This is a genomic window from Desulfofarcimen acetoxidans DSM 771, assembly GCF_000024205.1.
In the GTDB taxonomy this organism is placed as follows: Bacteria; Bacillota; Desulfotomaculia; order Desulfotomaculales; family Desulfofarciminaceae; genus Desulfofarcimen; species Desulfofarcimen acetoxidans.
In genome coordinates, this window is the sequence record NC_013216.1 from 3,722,811 (window position 1) to 3,739,618 (window position 16,808).

General features: G+C 38.8%; 27 protein-coding genes. 10 read left to right on the plus strand and 17 right to left on the minus strand.

Annotated elements, in window-relative coordinates; all coding sequences use genetic code 11:
* Positions 1-112: 112 nt before the first annotated feature.
* The 3 genes from DTOX_RS17040 to DTOX_RS17050 form a co-directional block, all read right to left on the minus strand.
* A complete protein-coding gene (locus DTOX_RS17040) occupies positions 113-523 on the minus strand; it encodes a hypothetical protein (RefSeq protein ID WP_015758923.1) in 411 nt (136 codons plus the stop codon).
* Positions 493-972 carry a DUF262 domain-containing protein gene (locus DTOX_RS17045; protein ID WP_015758924.1) on the minus strand — a complete coding sequence of 160 codons (480 nt, stop codon included), beginning with the start codon at positions 970-972 and terminating at the stop codon, positions 493-495. The genes DTOX_RS17040 and DTOX_RS17045 overlap by 31 nt, the downstream gene beginning before the upstream one ends.
* Positions 973-1,122: 150 nt before the next feature.
* Positions 1,123-1,452 carry a hypothetical protein gene (locus tag DTOX_RS17050; protein ID WP_015758925.1) on the minus strand — a complete coding sequence of 110 codons (330 nt, stop codon included), beginning with the start codon at positions 1,450-1,452 and terminating at the stop codon, positions 1,123-1,125.
* A 147-nt stretch (positions 1,453-1,599) separates the two neighbouring features.
* Here DTOX_RS17050 and DTOX_RS17055 point away from each other — a divergent pair, with 147 nt between their 5' ends.
* The gene (locus DTOX_RS17055) at positions 1,600-2,049 is read left to right on the plus strand and encodes a PaaI family thioesterase (protein WP_015758926.1); all 450 of its coding nucleotides are present in this window, start codon (positions 1,600-1,602) and stop codon (positions 2,047-2,049) included.
* A 19-nt stretch (positions 2,050-2,068) separates the two neighbouring features.
* Here the strand turns inward: DTOX_RS17055 and DTOX_RS17060 are convergent, their stop codons facing one another.
* Positions 2,069-2,743 (minus strand): PspA/IM30 family protein, encoded by a 675-nt coding sequence (locus tag DTOX_RS17060; protein WP_015758927.1) that lies wholly within the window; start codon positions 2,741-2,743, stop codon positions 2,069-2,071.
* A gap of 332 nt (positions 2,744-3,075) precedes the next feature.
* On the opposite strand from DTOX_RS17060, the gene DTOX_RS17065 reads away from it, so the two are divergent.
* Positions 3,076-3,249 (plus strand): hypothetical protein, encoded by a 174-nt coding sequence (locus DTOX_RS17065; protein ID WP_015758928.1) that lies wholly within the window; start codon positions 3,076-3,078, stop codon positions 3,247-3,249.
* Positions 3,250-3,301: 52 nt separating this feature from the next.
* Here the strand turns inward: DTOX_RS17065 and DTOX_RS22475 are convergent, their stop codons facing one another.
* The 6 genes from DTOX_RS22475 to DTOX_RS17100 all read right to left on the minus strand — a co-directional run bounded on the left by DTOX_RS22475 (position 3,302) and on the right by DTOX_RS17100 (position 7,405).
* Positions 3,302-4,174, minus strand: coding sequence for a LysM peptidoglycan-binding domain-containing protein (locus tag DTOX_RS22475; protein ID WP_015758929.1), 873 nt, complete (start codon positions 4,172-4,174; stop codon positions 3,302-3,304).
* 196 nt (positions 4,175-4,370) lie between these two features.
* Entirely contained in the window at positions 4,371-4,649 is a 279-nt protein-coding gene (locus tag DTOX_RS17075) for a hypothetical protein (protein WP_015758930.1), read from the minus strand.
* 6 nt (positions 4,650-4,655) lie between these two features.
* Entirely contained in the window at positions 4,656-4,835 is a 180-nt protein-coding gene (locus tag DTOX_RS17080) for a hypothetical protein (RefSeq protein ID WP_015758931.1), read from the minus strand.
* Between the two features lie 28 nt (positions 4,836-4,863).
* Entirely contained in the window at positions 4,864-5,694 is an 831-nt protein-coding gene (locus DTOX_RS17085) for a YkgJ family cysteine cluster protein (protein WP_015758932.1), read from the minus strand.
* A 264-nt stretch (positions 5,695-5,958) separates the two neighbouring features.
* The gene (upp, locus tag DTOX_RS17095; protein WP_015758934.1) at positions 5,959-6,597 is read right to left on the minus strand and encodes a uracil phosphoribosyltransferase; all 639 of its coding nucleotides are present in this window, start codon (positions 6,595-6,597) and stop codon (positions 5,959-5,961) included.
* Positions 6,598-6,619: 22 nt separating this feature from the next.
* Positions 6,620-7,405 (minus strand): phosphate ABC transporter substrate-binding protein, encoded by a 786-nt coding sequence (locus DTOX_RS17100; protein WP_015758935.1) that lies wholly within the window; start codon positions 7,403-7,405, stop codon positions 6,620-6,622.
* A 452-nt stretch (positions 7,406-7,857) separates the two neighbouring features.
* Between DTOX_RS17100 and DTOX_RS23210 the strand changes: the two genes are divergently transcribed.
* Together DTOX_RS23210 and DTOX_RS17105 are read left to right on the plus strand one after the other, a co-directional pair.
* A complete protein-coding gene (locus tag DTOX_RS23210) occupies positions 7,858-8,037 on the plus strand; it encodes a hypothetical protein (RefSeq protein WP_157863001.1) in 180 nt (59 codons plus the stop codon).
* A gap of 166 nt (positions 8,038-8,203) precedes the next feature.
* Complete coding sequence (locus tag DTOX_RS17105) at positions 8,204-8,860, plus strand: nitrite/sulfite reductase domain-containing protein (protein ID WP_015758936.1); 657 nt, start codon at positions 8,204-8,206, stop codon at positions 8,858-8,860.
* Positions 8,861-9,024: 164 nt separating this feature from the next.
* Here DTOX_RS17105 and DTOX_RS17110 read toward each other — a convergent pair whose 3' ends face one another.
* The 4 genes from DTOX_RS17110 to DTOX_RS24965 all read right to left on the minus strand — a co-directional run bounded on the left by DTOX_RS17110 (position 9,025) and on the right by DTOX_RS24965 (position 10,794).
* Positions 9,025-9,423, minus strand: coding sequence for a Fur family transcriptional regulator (locus tag DTOX_RS17110; RefSeq protein ID WP_015758937.1), 399 nt, complete (start codon positions 9,421-9,423; stop codon positions 9,025-9,027).
* A 125-nt stretch (positions 9,424-9,548) separates the two neighbouring features.
* Positions 9,549-10,025, minus strand: coding sequence for a rubrerythrin family protein (locus DTOX_RS17115; protein ID WP_015758938.1), 477 nt, complete (start codon positions 10,023-10,025; stop codon positions 9,549-9,551).
* 41 nt (positions 10,026-10,066) lie between these two features.
* The gene (locus tag DTOX_RS17120; protein WP_015758939.1) at positions 10,067-10,552 is read right to left on the minus strand and encodes a ferritin family protein; all 486 of its coding nucleotides are present in this window, start codon (positions 10,550-10,552) and stop codon (positions 10,067-10,069) included.
* A gap of 119 nt (positions 10,553-10,671) precedes the next feature.
* Positions 10,672-10,794 carry a hypothetical protein gene (locus DTOX_RS24965; RefSeq protein WP_015758940.1) on the minus strand — a complete coding sequence of 41 codons (123 nt, stop codon included), beginning with the start codon at positions 10,792-10,794 and terminating at the stop codon, positions 10,672-10,674.
* Between the two features lie 237 nt (positions 10,795-11,031).
* Here DTOX_RS24965 and DTOX_RS17125 point away from each other — a divergent pair, with 237 nt between their 5' ends.
* From DTOX_RS17125 to DTOX_RS17140, 4 genes are all read left to right on the plus strand, one after another.
* On the plus strand, positions 11,032-11,652 hold the full coding sequence (locus DTOX_RS17125) for a cytochrome c biogenesis CcdA family protein (protein WP_242652631.1): 621 nt from the start codon (positions 11,032-11,034) through the stop codon (positions 11,650-11,652).
* Positions 11,653-11,662: 10 nt separating this feature from the next.
* Positions 11,663-12,223: a TlpA family protein disulfide reductase gene (locus DTOX_RS17130; protein ID WP_015758942.1), complete on the plus strand. Its 561-nt coding sequence runs from the start codon at positions 11,663-11,665 to the stop codon at positions 12,221-12,223.
* 440 nt (positions 12,224-12,663) lie between these two features.
* A complete protein-coding gene (locus DTOX_RS17135; protein ID WP_015758943.1) occupies positions 12,664-12,858 on the plus strand; it encodes a hypothetical protein in 195 nt (64 codons plus the stop codon).
* A 24-nt stretch (positions 12,859-12,882) separates the two neighbouring features.
* The gene (locus DTOX_RS17140; protein WP_015758944.1) at positions 12,883-13,077 is read left to right on the plus strand and encodes a hypothetical protein; all 195 of its coding nucleotides are present in this window, start codon (positions 12,883-12,885) and stop codon (positions 13,075-13,077) included.
* 24 nt (positions 13,078-13,101) lie between these two features.
* On the opposite strand, the gene DTOX_RS17145 is transcribed toward DTOX_RS17140, so the two are convergent.
* Positions 13,102-13,362 (minus strand): hypothetical protein, encoded by a 261-nt coding sequence (locus tag DTOX_RS17145; RefSeq protein WP_015758945.1) that lies wholly within the window; start codon positions 13,360-13,362, stop codon positions 13,102-13,104.
* Between the two features lie 304 nt (positions 13,363-13,666).
* Positions 13,667-13,849: a hypothetical protein gene (locus DTOX_RS17155; protein WP_015758947.1), complete on the minus strand. Its 183-nt coding sequence runs from the start codon at positions 13,847-13,849 to the stop codon at positions 13,667-13,669.
* 238 nt (positions 13,850-14,087) lie between these two features.
* On the opposite strand from DTOX_RS17155, the gene DTOX_RS17160 reads away from it, so the two are divergent.
* On the plus strand, positions 14,088-14,414 hold the full coding sequence (locus DTOX_RS17160) for a carbohydrate-binding protein (protein ID WP_015758948.1): 327 nt from the start codon (positions 14,088-14,090) through the stop codon (positions 14,412-14,414).
* Positions 14,415-14,943: 529 nt separating this feature from the next.
* Here DTOX_RS17160 and DTOX_RS25445 read toward each other — a convergent pair.
* The gene (locus tag DTOX_RS25445; protein WP_422698414.1) at positions 14,944-15,018 is read right to left on the minus strand and encodes a VOC family protein; all 75 of its coding nucleotides are present in this window, start codon (positions 15,016-15,018) and stop codon (positions 14,944-14,946) included.
* A gap of 363 nt (positions 15,019-15,381) precedes the next feature.
* Here DTOX_RS25445 and DTOX_RS17165 point away from each other — a divergent pair, with 363 nt between their 5' ends.
* Positions 15,382-16,722, plus strand: a complete 1,341-nt coding sequence (locus DTOX_RS17165) for a hemolysin family protein (protein ID WP_015758949.1) — start codon at positions 15,382-15,384, stop codon at positions 16,720-16,722.
* Positions 16,723-16,808: the final 86 nt, after the last annotated feature.

Here is a 16,808-nt window from a genome sequence, read left to right on the forward strand (position 1 = left end):
AAGCGAAGGGCATGAAGTTATAGCATAACCCTTGTATTATTAATATTGCCGTAGTTCCAATTAAAACATCCAGTGAACTCTGCTAGCTAGAGAACTGGTTAATAAGCAAATCCTAGCTGATAAGCTTTATTATTTCTGCATCAAAATCCTTTAGTCCATCCAGTATAATCTCTACGGTTCTCAGTTCGGTACGGGGATCTATCGGTTGGTGGGTTTTGGCAGAGCTATGTGCCGTAAATCCTCTGTCTCCACCATATGAGTCTAACGTTGAAAGCAATGCAGCATCGATTTGATCCTTCTCAATCCCTAACGGTTTAAAAAGTTTAATGATATCAACTTCCTTTATTCCATTATTTTGTGCTATCCTTTCTTTTTCAAATCGCTTAATTGCATCAAAAATCTTTGTTGAAATTTTATCAGAAGTTTGGATAGCACCAAAATGGCCTAGAATTGAAGCAACCGTTAAGTGAACCCGGTTATTTCTCCATTCTTTTACTGCGTTATCAAGAAGTTTCTTAGCCAAGGATTTAAATTATAATCTTCCTCTATTTGCTCCATTTTATACCCATTTAGTTCCTTCAAAAATTGAAGGCCTTTTAGTTTTAGATTATTAAATTCATCATTATTATCTGCTGCAAATTGTCTTAATGAAAGCAGCCGTTGTTTCCCATCAATTACAATATATTTATTCCTTTGCTTCTTATGTTCAGCAATAATTATAGGTGGAACAGGAATACCTAATATAAGTGATTCTATTAATCTACTTTTATCTTCTTCTCCCCATGCATCTCGACGTTGGAATTTGGGATTCAAATCTATATTCCCTTTCTTTAATTGAGAAATCATTGTCTCAATTGTCCAATCCGTACCCCAAATCACAGACTCACTAAAACGATTTATGTCCTGGATAATTAAGTCTTCTTCATTCTCCTCACCAATAAATTCAAACTCATCATATTCCTGCATTAACATGATAGAATACACCTCTCGCCACTAACCTTAACTAAACTTAAGGTTGGCAGATTTAATATACTTCAATTGCCACCCAATCACCTCAACCTTAGAATAGTCCTTTGGATCCGTCTTCATTCTTTCATCAATGAATATTCATCTCATCTAATGCTAGCTCTCACACCTTAAATCCCGCAACTCCGAATTAACCTGTTCCAGAAGGTTATTTTCATTAATATGTTTAATCCCGGTGGAAGAAATGATGACTGGAAAGTCAGCCACACATTCAGGCCTCAGAAAATATCTGGCATTAAAGTTCTTCACAGACAACCAGTCCATATCAATGCATTCCTTCAAAAATGCAATCAATTCATTATTCGAGATGTCCAACTTTTGCAATAATTTTCCCATGGCCAAATCACCAAAAAAAGAATGCTGCTGGGCAATATATAGATAAGCCAGCAACCTTTCCGCATTTAGACCATTATTTTCGTTTCCCATTTTCCCATCTCCTATACATATTGATACAGACGCTTTATGAAACAATGTTAACATATCTTCAGCCTAAAGCGCTATCTAATTTAATATATTTATTTTATAATTCCAATATAAACAATTTTAATATCTATCAAAGAAAGGGTTGATCCTATGCATACAGTTAGTATTGAAGATAATCTGGATACGGAATTGTGCAAGAATATTATGGATTTTCATTCAAGCAATCAGTTTGCCCGCTTACTGGGGATAGAGTTAATCAGACTGGGCAACGGTTACAGCGGCTTTATTTTTCAAGCAGAGAAAGACCATACCAATCCTTATGGTATAATACACGGAGGAGTAACAGCCACTCTGGGGGACATAGCTATGGCCTGCGCTTTGAGAACCAGAGGAATCCAGGTTATAACCGCTGAACTAACAGTCAATTATGTATCTCCAGGAAATACAGGTGTTGAACTCGAAATAACCGGCCAAGCCCTTCATTTAGGCAAAACTGTCTGCCTGGCAGAGTTCTCCGTACACGATAATGAAAAAAATCATTTAATAGCCTCGGGGCGGGGTATTTTTATTAGCCGTGGCAAGTTCATCCAAACCATATAAAAAGCGGGGTACTCCCCCGCTACTGCCTGTTTTTCACCTTTTCTCTTAATCTCTGCATTTCTATGTCTATATCCGAAGTTCCCTGTCCCAGTGCTGCCAGTTCATCATCCAAATTATCGCCGGATGATCTCAGTTCTATGCCTGCTTGAGCTTCTGCTTCGGCCTGCAGGACTTTTTCTTCCATACGCTCAAAGCCGCCGCGGGCGTTATTTTTACCAAAACCGGACATAACATCATTAACGCTCTTCTGAGCTTTAGCGGCCTGGGCCCTGGCTACCAGTGCGGCCTTCCTGGCCTTCATCTTCTCATACTCTTCTTTCATATCAGTCAACTGGAGTTTTAACCGATCAGCCACATCCCGGTATTGCTGGTATTGCGCGTAAAACTCATCTGCCTTGGTCTGATTTAGTCTCTTATCTTCCAGAGCACGCCGGGCCAGGTCTTCCCGTCCGCTTTCCACAGCTGCCATGGCCTGGCTCTCCCTCTTTTCAACCATGGCCTGAGCTTCCTGGTACTGCGCTTCAAATCTCTTAACTACAGCTATTTGTTTGGCTACCGCAGTTTCTGCTTCAGCAATGTCCTCAGCCATATCACGCAAATATTGTTCCAGCATTTTCACCGGATCTTCAGCTTTGTCCAGCAAACTGTTTATGTTAGCCCTGATATTATCACCTATTCTTTTGAATAAACTCACTCTTGGCATCTCCCTTCTCATGCAGCATTAAATATACATTCTAAGTAGAGCTTTAATACTAAAATATTTGTTTATGTGTATTTATTTTACATCATAAACTATAACAATTCCATATATTTTATTCTGGATATTGATTAGTATTAACTAATATCGAGAATTATGTATATTAACTATTCAACATACAGTTCTCCCATGCCGGCTTGCCTATCTTTACTTTGTTATACCGCTTAAACTTATAATTCGCATACTGGCTAATGGCCCCGGTTAGTGAGCATAATTATATAAAATATAGACACAATATATATACTCTCAATATGTAAGGGGGGCTTTCTATGGCACGTGAAGGATTAATTCCAACTGTCCTCGGTTCCGCCGTAACAGCGGCCGGGTTAGCGCTACGAGCCAGCAACCCTGCACTGGGCTGGGGTGTGGCAGGCTTTGGACTGGCACACATTATTTTAGGCTCCATTGATATGGTGCAGCATATGCCCGAAAGAGAGATGTAAAAGGTGAAGAAGGAAGGGTATTTACCCTTCCTTCTATTGTTAAATTTTTAATTTAATCAGTAAACATCTGAACAAACATCTTACCGTATTTTCCACCGTCCACTATACCGATACCAACCTTATTATAATTTGCACCTAAAATATTGGCCCTGTGTCCGGAAGAGTTCATTAAATTTGTATGAGCGCTCTGCACAGTAGACGCACCGGCCAGGTTTTCCCCTGCATAACCATAGGAAATGCCAAACTGTTTCATCATATCAAAAGGTGAACCGTAGGTTGGCGAATTATGGTCAAAGTAATTCAGATTAATCATGTCTTTAGCTTTCAAGCGAGCAACTTTAACGATATTCATATCAGCTTGCAACGCCTTCAACCCGGCCTTGGCTCTCTCCTGGTTAACCAATGACAACATTTGCTGCTCGTCCGCTGTCATACCGTTTACGGTGGCGGTTGTATTCGTTGGAGCAGCTGGCTGCGCCTGCGAAGGAACCTGAACAGCCTGGTTAGCTGCTCCAGCCGGAACATACAGGACTTGTCCTACATTCAGGCTGTACGTCTTTAAGTTATTAATACTGACCAGTTTATTTACAGTAGTGCCTAACTTTTTGGCTATTATATAAAGAGTATCCCCTGACTTCACAGTATATTTTTGATAACTAACAGTTTGCTCCGATTGGGTCGCGGTTTTATGCGCAATAACTATGGGCTGGCCCGCATAAATCATTGTGGATTTCAAATTATTGGCCTGTATCAATTCATCTACACTAACTCCGTATCTGTCGGAAATCAGCTTTAAAGTATCTCCCGGCTGGACATAAGTAGTAACATTTATATTCCACCCGGCAAAACTTGTTCCGGCAAAGCCAAACAGGGAGGTAACCAGAAGTCCCAATACCAGTATTAATGCCAGTTTGCGGTTCTTCATTATTTTTCCTCCATTTTTATATTTTCTATTAATTTTCATATTTTCTATCAATGAATATCTAATCCCGTACTATCCATTCACCACCTTTCTATTTATATATACGATACTTTATCTAATTTTATGGGGGTAATACAAAAATTTATAGCAACGTCTTGCGGGAAGCAAAAATTAAAACAACCGTCTGAAAACGATTGTTTTATCCTAAAATTATTCTATGAATTGTTTTTCCCTTTAAATCGGATACAAGCAAACCGGAGCATTTTTTTAAATCCCGGATAGCGATGTACCCGTCCCAGTCTTTGTAACAATCAAAATTACCGCCTGCCCCGGACATTACAGCCAACCAGGGAAAACCAAAGTGGCCTTCAAATTCTTGCCGCAATAAGTCCATGGCTGCAAATTCATTGTCACCAGGGTAGTCAGGCAAATCTACCCAAACCCCTTCCAAGCTGCCCACGGCAACTACTCTACGCACACAGTCTCAGCCTGTTTCAAAGAAGTATACAGGTATTCCCGCCGCCGCAGTAAAACGGCTTAAAACCCGGCCATCCATAGTTCCGTATACTACTACCGCTTGTTTTTCAGCAATGGACAAGCCGGTCATGAGCTGCCCAAATCCGGCCGCGGCTAAAATTACTTCTCCTGTCACAGTTGTGTTCATAAAACTCACTCCCGTGCAACCCTGAAGTTTATTCTTCGGCCAGCAATATTTTTCTTACTCTGTCCATCATGCTGCTGCCCTGCATTTGCACAGTTTCAGCCTGTTCAGCCAGAGGCCCGCAGCCAAAACCGGCAGCCATGTCAGTCAATACAGCTTTCAAAGCTTTCATACGCCGGCGGTAAAACTCCTCATAATCCACCAATTCTTCACTGACACCCAGCTTGGCCCGCAAAAGCTCCGGCCCGTACAAGAAAGGATTCATCATTTTAGACACGCCGGCCAGCATCCATTCCCTGCCGTTTAATTTCTCTGAGGAATAATTAATCAATTCCGTATAGATATCGGAAAACTCGTAATACTTATAGGCGTCAGCGTCCAAAAACCATTCATGCACGGTCCAATCTCTGCCTTCACCAAAACCCATGCAGTTGTCGGTTGGCGGTATAAAAAATATTTTCTCCTCTTTTACGGTTGATTCTCCGTCATTATTGTAGCGCACGGCCCTGCCCAGAGGAGCGGTTCTACAGTTGCGCGGACGGGCACCGTAAATACTGCATTTGCCATCTTCCATTAAAAAAGAACAGGGACCGGAGGCGGCATCCTTCAAACGCACATAAGGCCAGCGTGAATTGTTGTCAATTTCGTAATCGCAATACTCCTGGATAAACTGCTGCCCACTCATGTTTAAGCAACGGGCTATAGTTTCAACATCCCAGGGATCCAAATAAATATTGATCAGCATACAGCAACTTCCCATACACCCGTCAGTACAGCCGAAAGTAAATTTATCTTCCGCTTTTAATTCCTTCATATCCTCTACACTCATCTGGTTAAAATTCTTAATATGGTGATTTATCATAATATAAAAACATCCCTCCCAATAAATACACAACCAGGCTGACTATATTAATTAATTCTACGCGGACGGCTAATGTCCTTTTTATTATTATACTTAGGTAAAACCACCAGAACAGGTGAAATAAAAACAAAATGGTTCCCGGATTGACCTTAAATAATATGGGAACCATTACAGTAGCTCCAAACATAGCAAACAAACAGATGCCGCAAACTAAGCGGCAAAGTGGTTAAAAGCGGCGGCTTCTCCTCCTCCGGCAATACTCCTTTATATTAAAAACAGCCTATCCCCTGCATCCCCCAAACCCGGTACGATATACCCAACATCATTTAGATTCCAGTCTAAAGTAGCAGCCACAATACGCACCAGCGGGAACTTCTCATTAATCTGCAATATTCCCTCTTTAACTGCAAAGGCGCAAACCAGAATAATTTTGTCCGGGGAAAAACCTTTACCGGTAAGCATCTCCAGTGCCTTAACCGCACTGTTGCCGGTTGCCAGCATCGGATCAAGCATAAACACCATATCGAAATAATCGTGGTTAGACGGCAGGGAATTAAGATAGGACATAGCCTGTAAAGTGTCATGATCTCTGGAAATACCGATATGAGCTATTTTGGCCCTGGGCACCAGTTCTAAAAAACTCTCCACAAAACCCAAACCGGCACGTAATATTGGAGCCAGCAAAACTCTGGCTGAGTCAAGCTCCTCCGTCTCCACTTCAATACCCAGTGGAGTTATTACTTTGGACTTAATGGCAGGCAACCGGGAAGTAGCTTCCATGGCTAAAAAAAAGCCCAGTTCTCTTAAGGCACGGCGAAACAGCTCAATTTGAGTATCCTTGTGGCGCAGTGTCGTTAGGCGGTCACTAACCACGGGATGTTTTAACACAGTAACATTCCTCAATTAAATCCCTCCGTTTTACAAATCAATTGCCTGGCTTAAGTTCTGCCAGTATATTTTTAGCCTCACCACTGGAAACAAAAGTCAGGAAATCCCTGACAGACGGCTCAACTCGTTTTTCGGTAACAAAAACCAGGTGTCTGGTTAAAATATGTGACTCTATTTTTCCTCTTTTTATTATAATTGGCTTTATTTCTTTACTCAAATAATTTGAAGAAATATAACCAATAGCATATTTATCCTTAGCCACCATAGCCTTAACAGCCCCGGTCGAAGGAAGGACTGCAGCATTAGTACAGAGGTTTTGTTCCCCCATGACAGTTTCCCCAAAAACAAGAGCGGTACCGGAACCTTCCTCTCTGACAAGAACAGATATAGGGTAATCATTTCCGCCAAGCTGCTTCCAACTGGTAATTTTACCGCTAAAAATATCCCGCAGATCTGTGAAGTCAAGTCTTTCTACCGGGTTTTCAGGGTTAGTTATTACGGTGAGTTGATCTAATGCAACTTCATAAGCATTGAGCTCCTTTTGCTCATTTGCTGTCAAGGATCTGGATAAAGCTGCGATATCCACTATCCCGTTAATCATGCCACGCATACCGACAGTTGAATCACTACCCTGCACATTTATATTTATCCCAGGGTGTTGATTTTCATAATAACGGGCTAAAGTTTCAGATACCGGCAGCATAGAAGTAGAACCGGCAATTTTTATAGTGTGAACACCGCCTGAATTCTGCATAAAGGAACTACAGCCTGATAACAAAACGGCGGCCGCCACCACAATTGTAAAAAGCACGGTCCTTCGCATAATCCCTCACCCTTTGCAAAATAAAACTAACTATTTTTACAGAATTTATTATTCGAGTTATTAACAGGATTTTCTCTAAAGTATTCTTATTTTTAAACTATATAATATTTTATCAGCTTATGCTATTAATTTTTTCACACATTCTGCATTTTGATCATATGTTATTTGAGAAGCAACAACAGCGGGTGCCTAAAAAGCAGCCCGTTTAACATAAAGCCTGCCGCCATAAATGGCGGCAGGCTTTTAATTTCTATATCTAGCATTTATGCTTCTAATTTAAACTGTATATAGTGGTTGATTTTTAAAATTAAGATTTTTGAAACACTCTCTAAGAGGATAAAGAGGGATGCCTTATCAGCATAAATAATTCTATGCTATAATAATGATGAGGTGTTTCATTTTGTCATCTCTACGCCCGATATATTTATCTATTTTCACGAGGGATAAATAAAATGAGACAGAAAATATCCGAATTAAGCAATCATATTGTAGTCTGTGAGGCGGACGGACGTAAAGTTATAGCCACTCTGATGCATGAAAATATTCCCTTTGTGGCCATAGAAAAAACCAGGAGATACTTGAGAATCCGCGTGATTGGGCTTTCTATATATTATCGGGAACGCAACCGATGACAGGATACTAAACAAGGCCCGCATTGAACATGATGTTTTAATCGTCTGTGGCCCCAGAGAAAACTCAGCCCTGCTGGAAAAGACAATTACCGGTGAGGTTTACCAAATTAACAAAACTGCAATCAATTAGTAAACTAGAAAAATTAATTCACTAGGAGGAAGCGAAATGGCAGAAAATCCACAAGGGGCTATACTTCAAAGAGACAAGCAAACTTATGCCATTGTGCTAAGAAGCCCTGTAGGCTTGCTCAGTGCAGATAACTTAGAAAACATTGCCAAAGTAGTTCGCAAATATAATATCCCTACTGTAAAAATTACTTCCGCTCAGCGCATGGCACTGGTTGGGATTAAAGCGGAGGAAGCGGAACAAATCCGATCAGAAACAGGCATGGAGATGGCACTGGCCAGCGGACCGGCAATTCACTATGTACAAGCCTGTCCCGGGACAACCTTGTGCGCTTATGGTAAACAGGACTCACTGGGACTGGCGCTGGAGCTGGAAAAATTGTTTGTCAATAATCCTATGCCGGCCAAAACAAAAATAAGCGTATCCGGCTGCCCCATGAACTGCGCAGAAGGCTACGTCAGGGATATAGGTATTTTCGCTTCAAAAGAGGGCTGGACCTTGGTTTTTGGCGGAAATTCCGGAGGAAGACCAAGAATTGGCGACGTCATTGCCACTAATTTAACCAGGAAAGAACTGATTGCATTAGTCATTAAATGTTTGGCAATATACCAGGCTAATGCCAAAACAAGAGAAAGATCCTACAGGTTCATAGAGCGTTTCGGAGTTGAGGAATTTAAAAAAGCCGTATTAGAATAGCCCAAGAAAGTCGCTTAAAACAGCTTTCGGGCAGACACAGGTACTCATACATCTTGGGAACTACACAACTTAACTTATCCACAAATCCATCATAACACAATTCCAAATGGTATAAAAAAGAGTTGTAGCATAAAATACAACTCTTTTTTGAATAATCAAAATAGTTAGTCACTAACACATTTAGAACACAGGCCGAAAAAATGGACAGCAGCACCTTCCACCCAAAATTCACCCACCTGCTGAGGCAAACTGAAACTCAACAAATATACATTTAAATCAAAAACTTTTCGGCATTTATTACACAAAAAATGATTATGCGGTTTTGGATTAGGATCAAATCTTCTTCTTTCAGAATCAATACCAATTTCCTGAATTACTCCTGCTCCCGACAAAGACTCAAGCGTGTTATAAACAGTGGTCAATGACAATGAGGGAAAATTTGGTTTTATACTGTTGTAGAGCTCCTCTGCGGAAGGATGAGTAATATTACCCTCTAATAATTTTAGTATAGCTAAACGCTGAGGTGTAGCCCTTAATCCCAACCCCTTGAGGATAGATTCCATTATGCACCACACCCCCTCTTTCTTATACTCTCATTAAACAATGACTTATCCACAAATCTATCATAGGCATGATTACCATGAGTAAAACAAAAGGTCTTACGATAACCTCGCAAGACCTTTTTAATCTAATACTGCTTGAATACACTACCCTTTGCCCCACAAACAGGACAGCGTTCCGGCGCGTGATCCAGTTCAATATACCCGCAAATCGGGCATAAATGTATGGATTCTGCCTTTAAGTCTCCAGTAGCTTCCAAATCTTTCAGTGCCTTTTGATATAATTCAGCGTGAACCTTTTCAGCACCTAAAGCAAGATCAAAAGTCTTAAACGCTCTTTGATTATTATCGGCTTTCGCTTGTTCAATAAATTGCGGGTACATAACATCGGATTCATAAGTCTCGCCCTCAACAGCAACCTTTAAATTATCCGAAGTACTGCTAACCTTACCGGCAACATCTAAATGTTTTAAGGCGTGAATAGTTTCCGCCTCAGCTGCCGCTGTAAACAGGCGGGCAATTTTTTCCTTGCCTTCATGCTGTGCCTTTTTAGCAAAGGCAAGATATTTTCTATTAGCCTGAGATTCACCGGCAAATGCAGCCATTAAGTTGTCATCAGTTTTCAGAGAGGTAACCTCCTTATGATCTATAATTGTTTTTTCAACTGGCTCAGTTTCTTGATGTGACCGATTTCCTCATTGATCAGCTTGCCAATTACCTCTTGCGCCTTACCACCCACAACATTTAAGAAAGATTGAAAAATCATAATAGAATCTTTTTCAAAACGCAGGGCCATCTCCAAAGCACTTTTAGCATCGGTTATTTTATTAAATTTGTCCTCAATATCAGCCTGGTTAAAGATATGGCTTTCAATTAAAGAATCAAGATATTCCTTATACTCACCGGCATAGTTTTCGTTAGCCACAAACTCCTTGGCCAATTCGGCACCGAGTGCTTCAAAATCCTTAATATGCTGGCCTTCTTCATTAGCCAGGAACTGCAAGACTTCTTTTGCCCTGGCATCCGCAACTTTAACTGCCAGAGTGCTATAGAAAGTATATCCAGACTTCTCAATATCAGTAGATAACTTAACGATTTCTTCTGCGCTAAATTCAATTAAATTCCATGTCATAAATATTACCTCCAGTCAGAATACTTTACAAATGACTTTCCTAAAATCCACTAAAATTATAATTTGTAATTATTATAATTTACTATTATCATCCTGTCAATATCTCGTTCCTAAAATAGCTATATTCCTATAATTAGTTTTCTTATGACCTCCGTATGAATTGAAATATTAGGCAAAACCCAAAAGGATAAGATTACTATAGCAGTGGATACAGCTAGAAGCAGCTTGCTTTCAATATTCATGGCAATCCCTCCCGTGTAAATGACTTTTCCTATTATAAAAAATATAGATTGCAATTTTGTTCATATTAGGTTAAGTTTTCATTAAGAAGTTTTATATTATAATAATAACTTTAAATTAGAGCTCAGGTCAAGTTTTACATACTATTTCTTACAGGCGGTGATGTACCAATAGCAACAAACTCATTAAATACGACCGTTGCCCTGTTCTTTGGTTTTTTATCTTTTTTATCACCTTGCATTTTACCTCTTCTACCCGGCTATTTATCTTTTATTGCCGGCACTGATTTAAGTAATGGCATTCGGCCTGATAAAAAACAGACCCTGCTAAACAGCCTGTTTTTTGTACTGGGATTTGGTCTTATATTTATTGTTTTCGGTGCCGCAGCCGGCAGTTTAGGACAGTATCTAACATACCACCGGCCCTGGTTAACTAAATTAGCCGGCCTGATTATTATAATTTTTGGTCTTCATACCGGCAATATTTTTACAATAAATATTTTATTCAGGCAGTTTAAATGTCAGGCCCCCAAACTTTCCGGCCGGCTGGGCGCATTTCTTCTTGGCGTATGTTTTGCCCTCGGTTGGACTCCCTGTGTCGGGCCGGTACTTGCTTCCATCCTGCTACTGGCAAGCGGCTCAGATCCCGCCCGCGGAATGCTCCTCTTGACCGCCTATACACTGGGTCTGGGTTTCCCTTTTATTCTGGCAGCTATGTGCATTGGTTCGGTACATAAATGGCTGCAAAAAACACAATGGTTGCTACCATACATAAACGCTGTCAGCGGTGCATTGCTAATTACTATGGGCATCTTACTGTTGACCGGCACATGGCAAAAATTGGTTTTACTATTTTATTAGGAGGTTTTATATGAATCCCAAAATAATCACTATTGTTATTGTTTTCTTGCTGTTGGCTTTAGGATTTGGACTAACTCATCAAACAGCAAACGAATCTGAAATTCCCGGTATAGCCGGAGATGTCTCCATTACAGCACCCAGCGGAGTAAAAGAAAAATTGTCGCCGGGGCAACCGCCCTCATTTTTCATAACACGAGATAAAAAAACCACAACGCTAAGCAGCTTAAAGGGAAAGTATATTTTTATTAATTTTTGGAATACCTGGTGCTCTCCATGTAAAGGAGAGATGCCGGATCTAAACAGGCTTTATTTGGATTATAGTAAAAAAAATGTTGAGTTTATATTTATCAATATAGCCGCACAGGAAAAGAAAATCTCTGATGTACCTGCTTTCTTAAAACAAAACAATTTGCAGATCCCGGTTTATTTGGATAAAAATGCGGAGGTAGCCGCCACCTATGGCATAAATGCCATACCTACTACCATAATTATCAACCCGGAAGAAAAAGTAATCTACGCGGCTGAAGGACCTATCAGTTATGAACAGGCCAGCCAATTATTTAAACAATGATTAGTGGGGAAGACTTTCAATATCTGTTCCTAATAAAATTAATGCGGATTTCCCGGTACAATAAGGTAGGCAGGCAGAACCCGTATTACTCATGAATTAATACGGGTTTTTTATTGAATTCTACCCTAATTAGAATATTATGTCAATAATGGATTTCTATTTATTATCCTTAATATATAATACTAAATCTCTTGTTGCTATCCATATATTGAATCTTGCATTTAAAACAGGACTTTTGAAACAGGCTCTAAGTTCATAATCGTTTACAATGCAAATATATCCTTATGTCCGACTTCTTCTATATGAAATAATCCATTCAAGTTATAAATTTCCATATTATGCACACTATAGATACTATTTCCATATACATATTAATAAAAAGCTCTCACTAAAAAAGACCTTGGAAATGCAAATTATTAATTTCTGAAAGGAGAATGATTATGGCTATTTCAGCAAAGTTCAATTTTGCCCCTGGTGTAACTGTTACTATTGTTACCACAGGCCCCACTTTTACCGGAGAATTGATCAATGAAGTCGATAACTTCTTAATTATCAGACTCACTGTAGGCACCACTCCATTTTCAGCAGGCCAGGTTATTAGAATTAACACCAATAGAATTGTGGCCTTAGGTTAAATCTACAGCGAAAGGAAGATTTTAATGGCAATCTTAAATAGCACGAACTTTCCTACCGGAGTTACAGTTACTATTGTGACTACCAATGGCACTTATATAGGAGAGTTAATCAGCCTGGTTGACAACTTTGTTGCTGTCAGATTAACCGCCGCGACAGCGCCCTTCTTTATAGGCCAGGTTATAAGAATTAATACCGATAGAATCGTTGCTTTTGGCTAATAGTTGTTAAAATAAAAGAGGCACTCAATTTTCCTGAGTGCCTCTTTCTTTGCTGCTGCTAAGCAGGGAAGATACTTTTTTTCTGGTATTAGCCGGAGGTCCGGTTGATTTCTTAATAAAATCTATATTCTGTAAAGGAAATATTTTTACATTGCCCGAGTCTAAATCAATCCCTCGAATAAATTCATCTGCCACCTCTACGATTATAATATCTTGTTTTAGACCTTTGGTGCTGATTTGAACCCGAAAATTGTGCAGTTTTCTAATTTCATCGCTGAGTGACATATTATAACTCCCCTTTTTATGAATGATTATTACATATTAGGCACGTTTATTATCAATATATTTTTCAGTGGGATAATCACCAGGCTGGCCTGGGATATTATATTAACAAAGCTCTGTCCAACATACACAAGAACGCCCTCAAATCTTTCAGTTTTTATCTGAACTGTCACCCGCTTATATTTATAACTATTTAATTCCCGAACCAACTGGGAAAGGCCATCCTCATTTCTATTAAATTCCAATTGGGATTCGGCATGGTTCGCTAAGATATCTGTCACCCCCGGTCAAAAGCAGGATATCCGGCCTAAACATACTCAATAAAACCAATATTAATCATTTGAAAAATTACAGGTTCAACACTACCCGACTCGGCTGCTCGAACGGTGCTTTCACTTATATCAACAATAATTACCTCTTTAATACTATCATCGGTTTGTATTTTCACTTTTTTATTCAATAATCTTTTCATCTCATTATATAAGGTCATAGAATACCCCCTTTTTTACTTCTTTGCCTTAATTATATTATTCTCAATTAAAGGACCTGTGCATGTTAAAACAGCAGCCGGGAAAACTACAGAAAAGTTGTTTAAGTGATCATTAAGACAGCTCTAGGCACATGGAAATCTCGTAGGAAATTATTCAGTATTAACCTTGCTTACGCAAAACAAATTTGCGTTTAGTATAATTTCCCGGAGCATAAAAAATTAAATGGAGGAATATGAAATGCATCAATTAAAAGTTAATAACGGACAGGGAGACTGCGATCAAAAGGCAGGAATCACGGTCAAGTGTTTATGCCCGGATAAAAAGGACGTAAGCATTTTTTACAATGGTTTACTGACAAAATCGGGAGCTACCCAAGTTTATCTTCATACCGGTACAGAAGACAACTGGAATAATGTATATGATCATCGAATGGAACCTACTCCATACGGTTTTGAAAAAACTATCCAAATTGAGAGCAACCATTTAAATTTCTGCTTCAAAGACAGTGCCAACAACTGGGATAATAATAATGGTCAAAACTGGTCTTTAAGCATGTCCCAATAAATCCTTTGTAGTAAACAAGAGGTCCATACAGGCATATGAAAACTAAATTTATCCAAAAAGAGAAGGCCAGAGCCTACTAGGCCTGCCTTCTTGCATTGCCTTTAATCTGTGCTTTAAGTGAGGTATATCTGGCATATGATAATTTATGCAGAATTTACCATAATGGTTACAAAAATATAATTATGGACGACACGTAAGGCTAACCACATTTAAGCTAATCTCCCAAAGCCCGCATCACCCAAAAAGTGACGCGGGTTTGCTGCGACTAATTTTACTCTATATATTTTACTTGACAGTTAAAAGTTCTAGTTTTCCATACTATATAGTGTTTTATCTAATAAAATAAATGCTATATAGGTTCATATTTAGAGAACTTTTGACTCTCAGGTATTATAAGACAATATTATAAAATAACCTTATACTTACAGCAAATATATTCCGTATGGATTCGGGAAAACAAAAAGGAAAGGGTTTAACCCTTCCTCAATTAATTATCGAGATTTAGTTGCCATGAAATACTAATTATTTCCTATTGTTCAAACAATGAGGTATAATAATTTATTGCCTCTTCAGCATTACCATCAAACATTAAAAAGGCTTTAATTCTTTATATCTCAATGTAAACTCCTTCTGGCTTAATAATTATTAATTCATATATACTTTTTATTATATCCTGATTTTACTCAGCAACATGCCCTGAAGACTAATTTTTTAACATAAATTTAATAAGGCATACCATGATATTAACTTCGTTATTTCATAAAAATTATAGTAAACGCAAGATAATGAACGAATTGCAGCTAAAAAATTAACTTGACAATGTTAAAATATAATAACAGAACAAAACTGGCTTTTTCGTGCTGCTTTAAGCGAAGTTCATATTTTATTATTAATAATTTTTATGATAGAATAATTTTGAAGTTAATTAGCTATGTAATTGATGTAAAAGGAGTGTGAACCCATATTTATGGGTGATGATACGTCGTTTAGTATTATTGTTGCAGTACAAATTATATTCGCGTTGTTTTTGGTTTTTTTAAATGGTATCTTTGTGGCTGCGGAATTCTCCTTTGTTAAAGTAAGACCTACACGTCTAGCGCAACTGGCAGATGAAGGAAACCGGAAAGCAAATATTGCTCAAACTATCATAAGCAATATAGACGCATATCTTTCAGTGTGTCAACTTGGTATAACCCTGGCAAGCCTTGGCTTGGGTTGGCTCGGGGAACCAGTGGTAGCTAAAATTATAGAACCTGTTTTGGGTTACTTAGGGGTATTTTCGTCAGATGTGCTGCATTACATTTCTTTTGTAATTGCATTTAGTTTAGTTACGTTAATGCATGTAGTGTTTGGTGAACTGGTACCAAAATCTTTGGCAATCCAGAGAGCAGAAAAAATAGCCCTGTATCTGGCAACACCTATGCGTATATTTTATTATCTTTTTTATCCGGGGATAATCGTTTTTAACGGTACAGCCAATTCAATATTGCATATCATTGGTATTCAACGTACCAGTGAACATGAGGCAAGTCATAGTGAGAAAGAACTGCAAATGCTTGTTTCCGAAAGTTACAAATCCGGACATTTAGATAAAGATGAGTGGAGATTACTTCAAAATGTTTTTGAATTTGAGAAAAGAATTGCCAGAGAAATATTGGTTCCACGTCCGGAAGTAGTTTTTTTAGATAGAAGAAAAACCCTACAGCAAAATATTGAGATAGCACGGCAATCGGAACATACTCGTTTTCCTCTTTGTGACGGAGATAATGACAATGTGGTTGGTCTTATACACATCAAAGACCTTTTTAAGCTAAAAGATGAAACTAGCATTAATGATGTTAAACGCAATATTATGATGGTACCAGAGGGAATTCCATTAGACAGATTACTCAAGCAATTCCAACAATGCCGCCAGCAGATGGCTTTGGTAGTAGATGAATACGGCGGTACAAGTGGTATAGTTACTATGGAAGATGTTTTGGAAAAATTGGTAGGTGAGATTCATGATGAGTTTGACAATGAGATTCCAAAAATAATCCCAGAAAAAGAAGGGACTTTTCTTGTAGAGGGTCGATTGCTTCTGGAAGAAGCTAAAGAAATGTTTCACCTACCTGTAACTGAGGATACAGAATATGATACTATTGGCGGTTATGTTTTTGGTGAACTCGGCAAACGCCCCAAGGTTGGAGATATTGTGGAACTACCTAATCACCGGCTAGAGGTAACCAGAATTCAAGGACTCCGTATCCAACAAATTCGTTTAAATATCCTTGATAATAAGTTAAATAGAGATATTCATGCAGTATAAACAAAAATAACTCCGAAAAATGAAAGTACAGCTTTAATGTTTTAATCCTTTTGGATAGTAAAAAGGCATGAAAAATAAAAAACCAT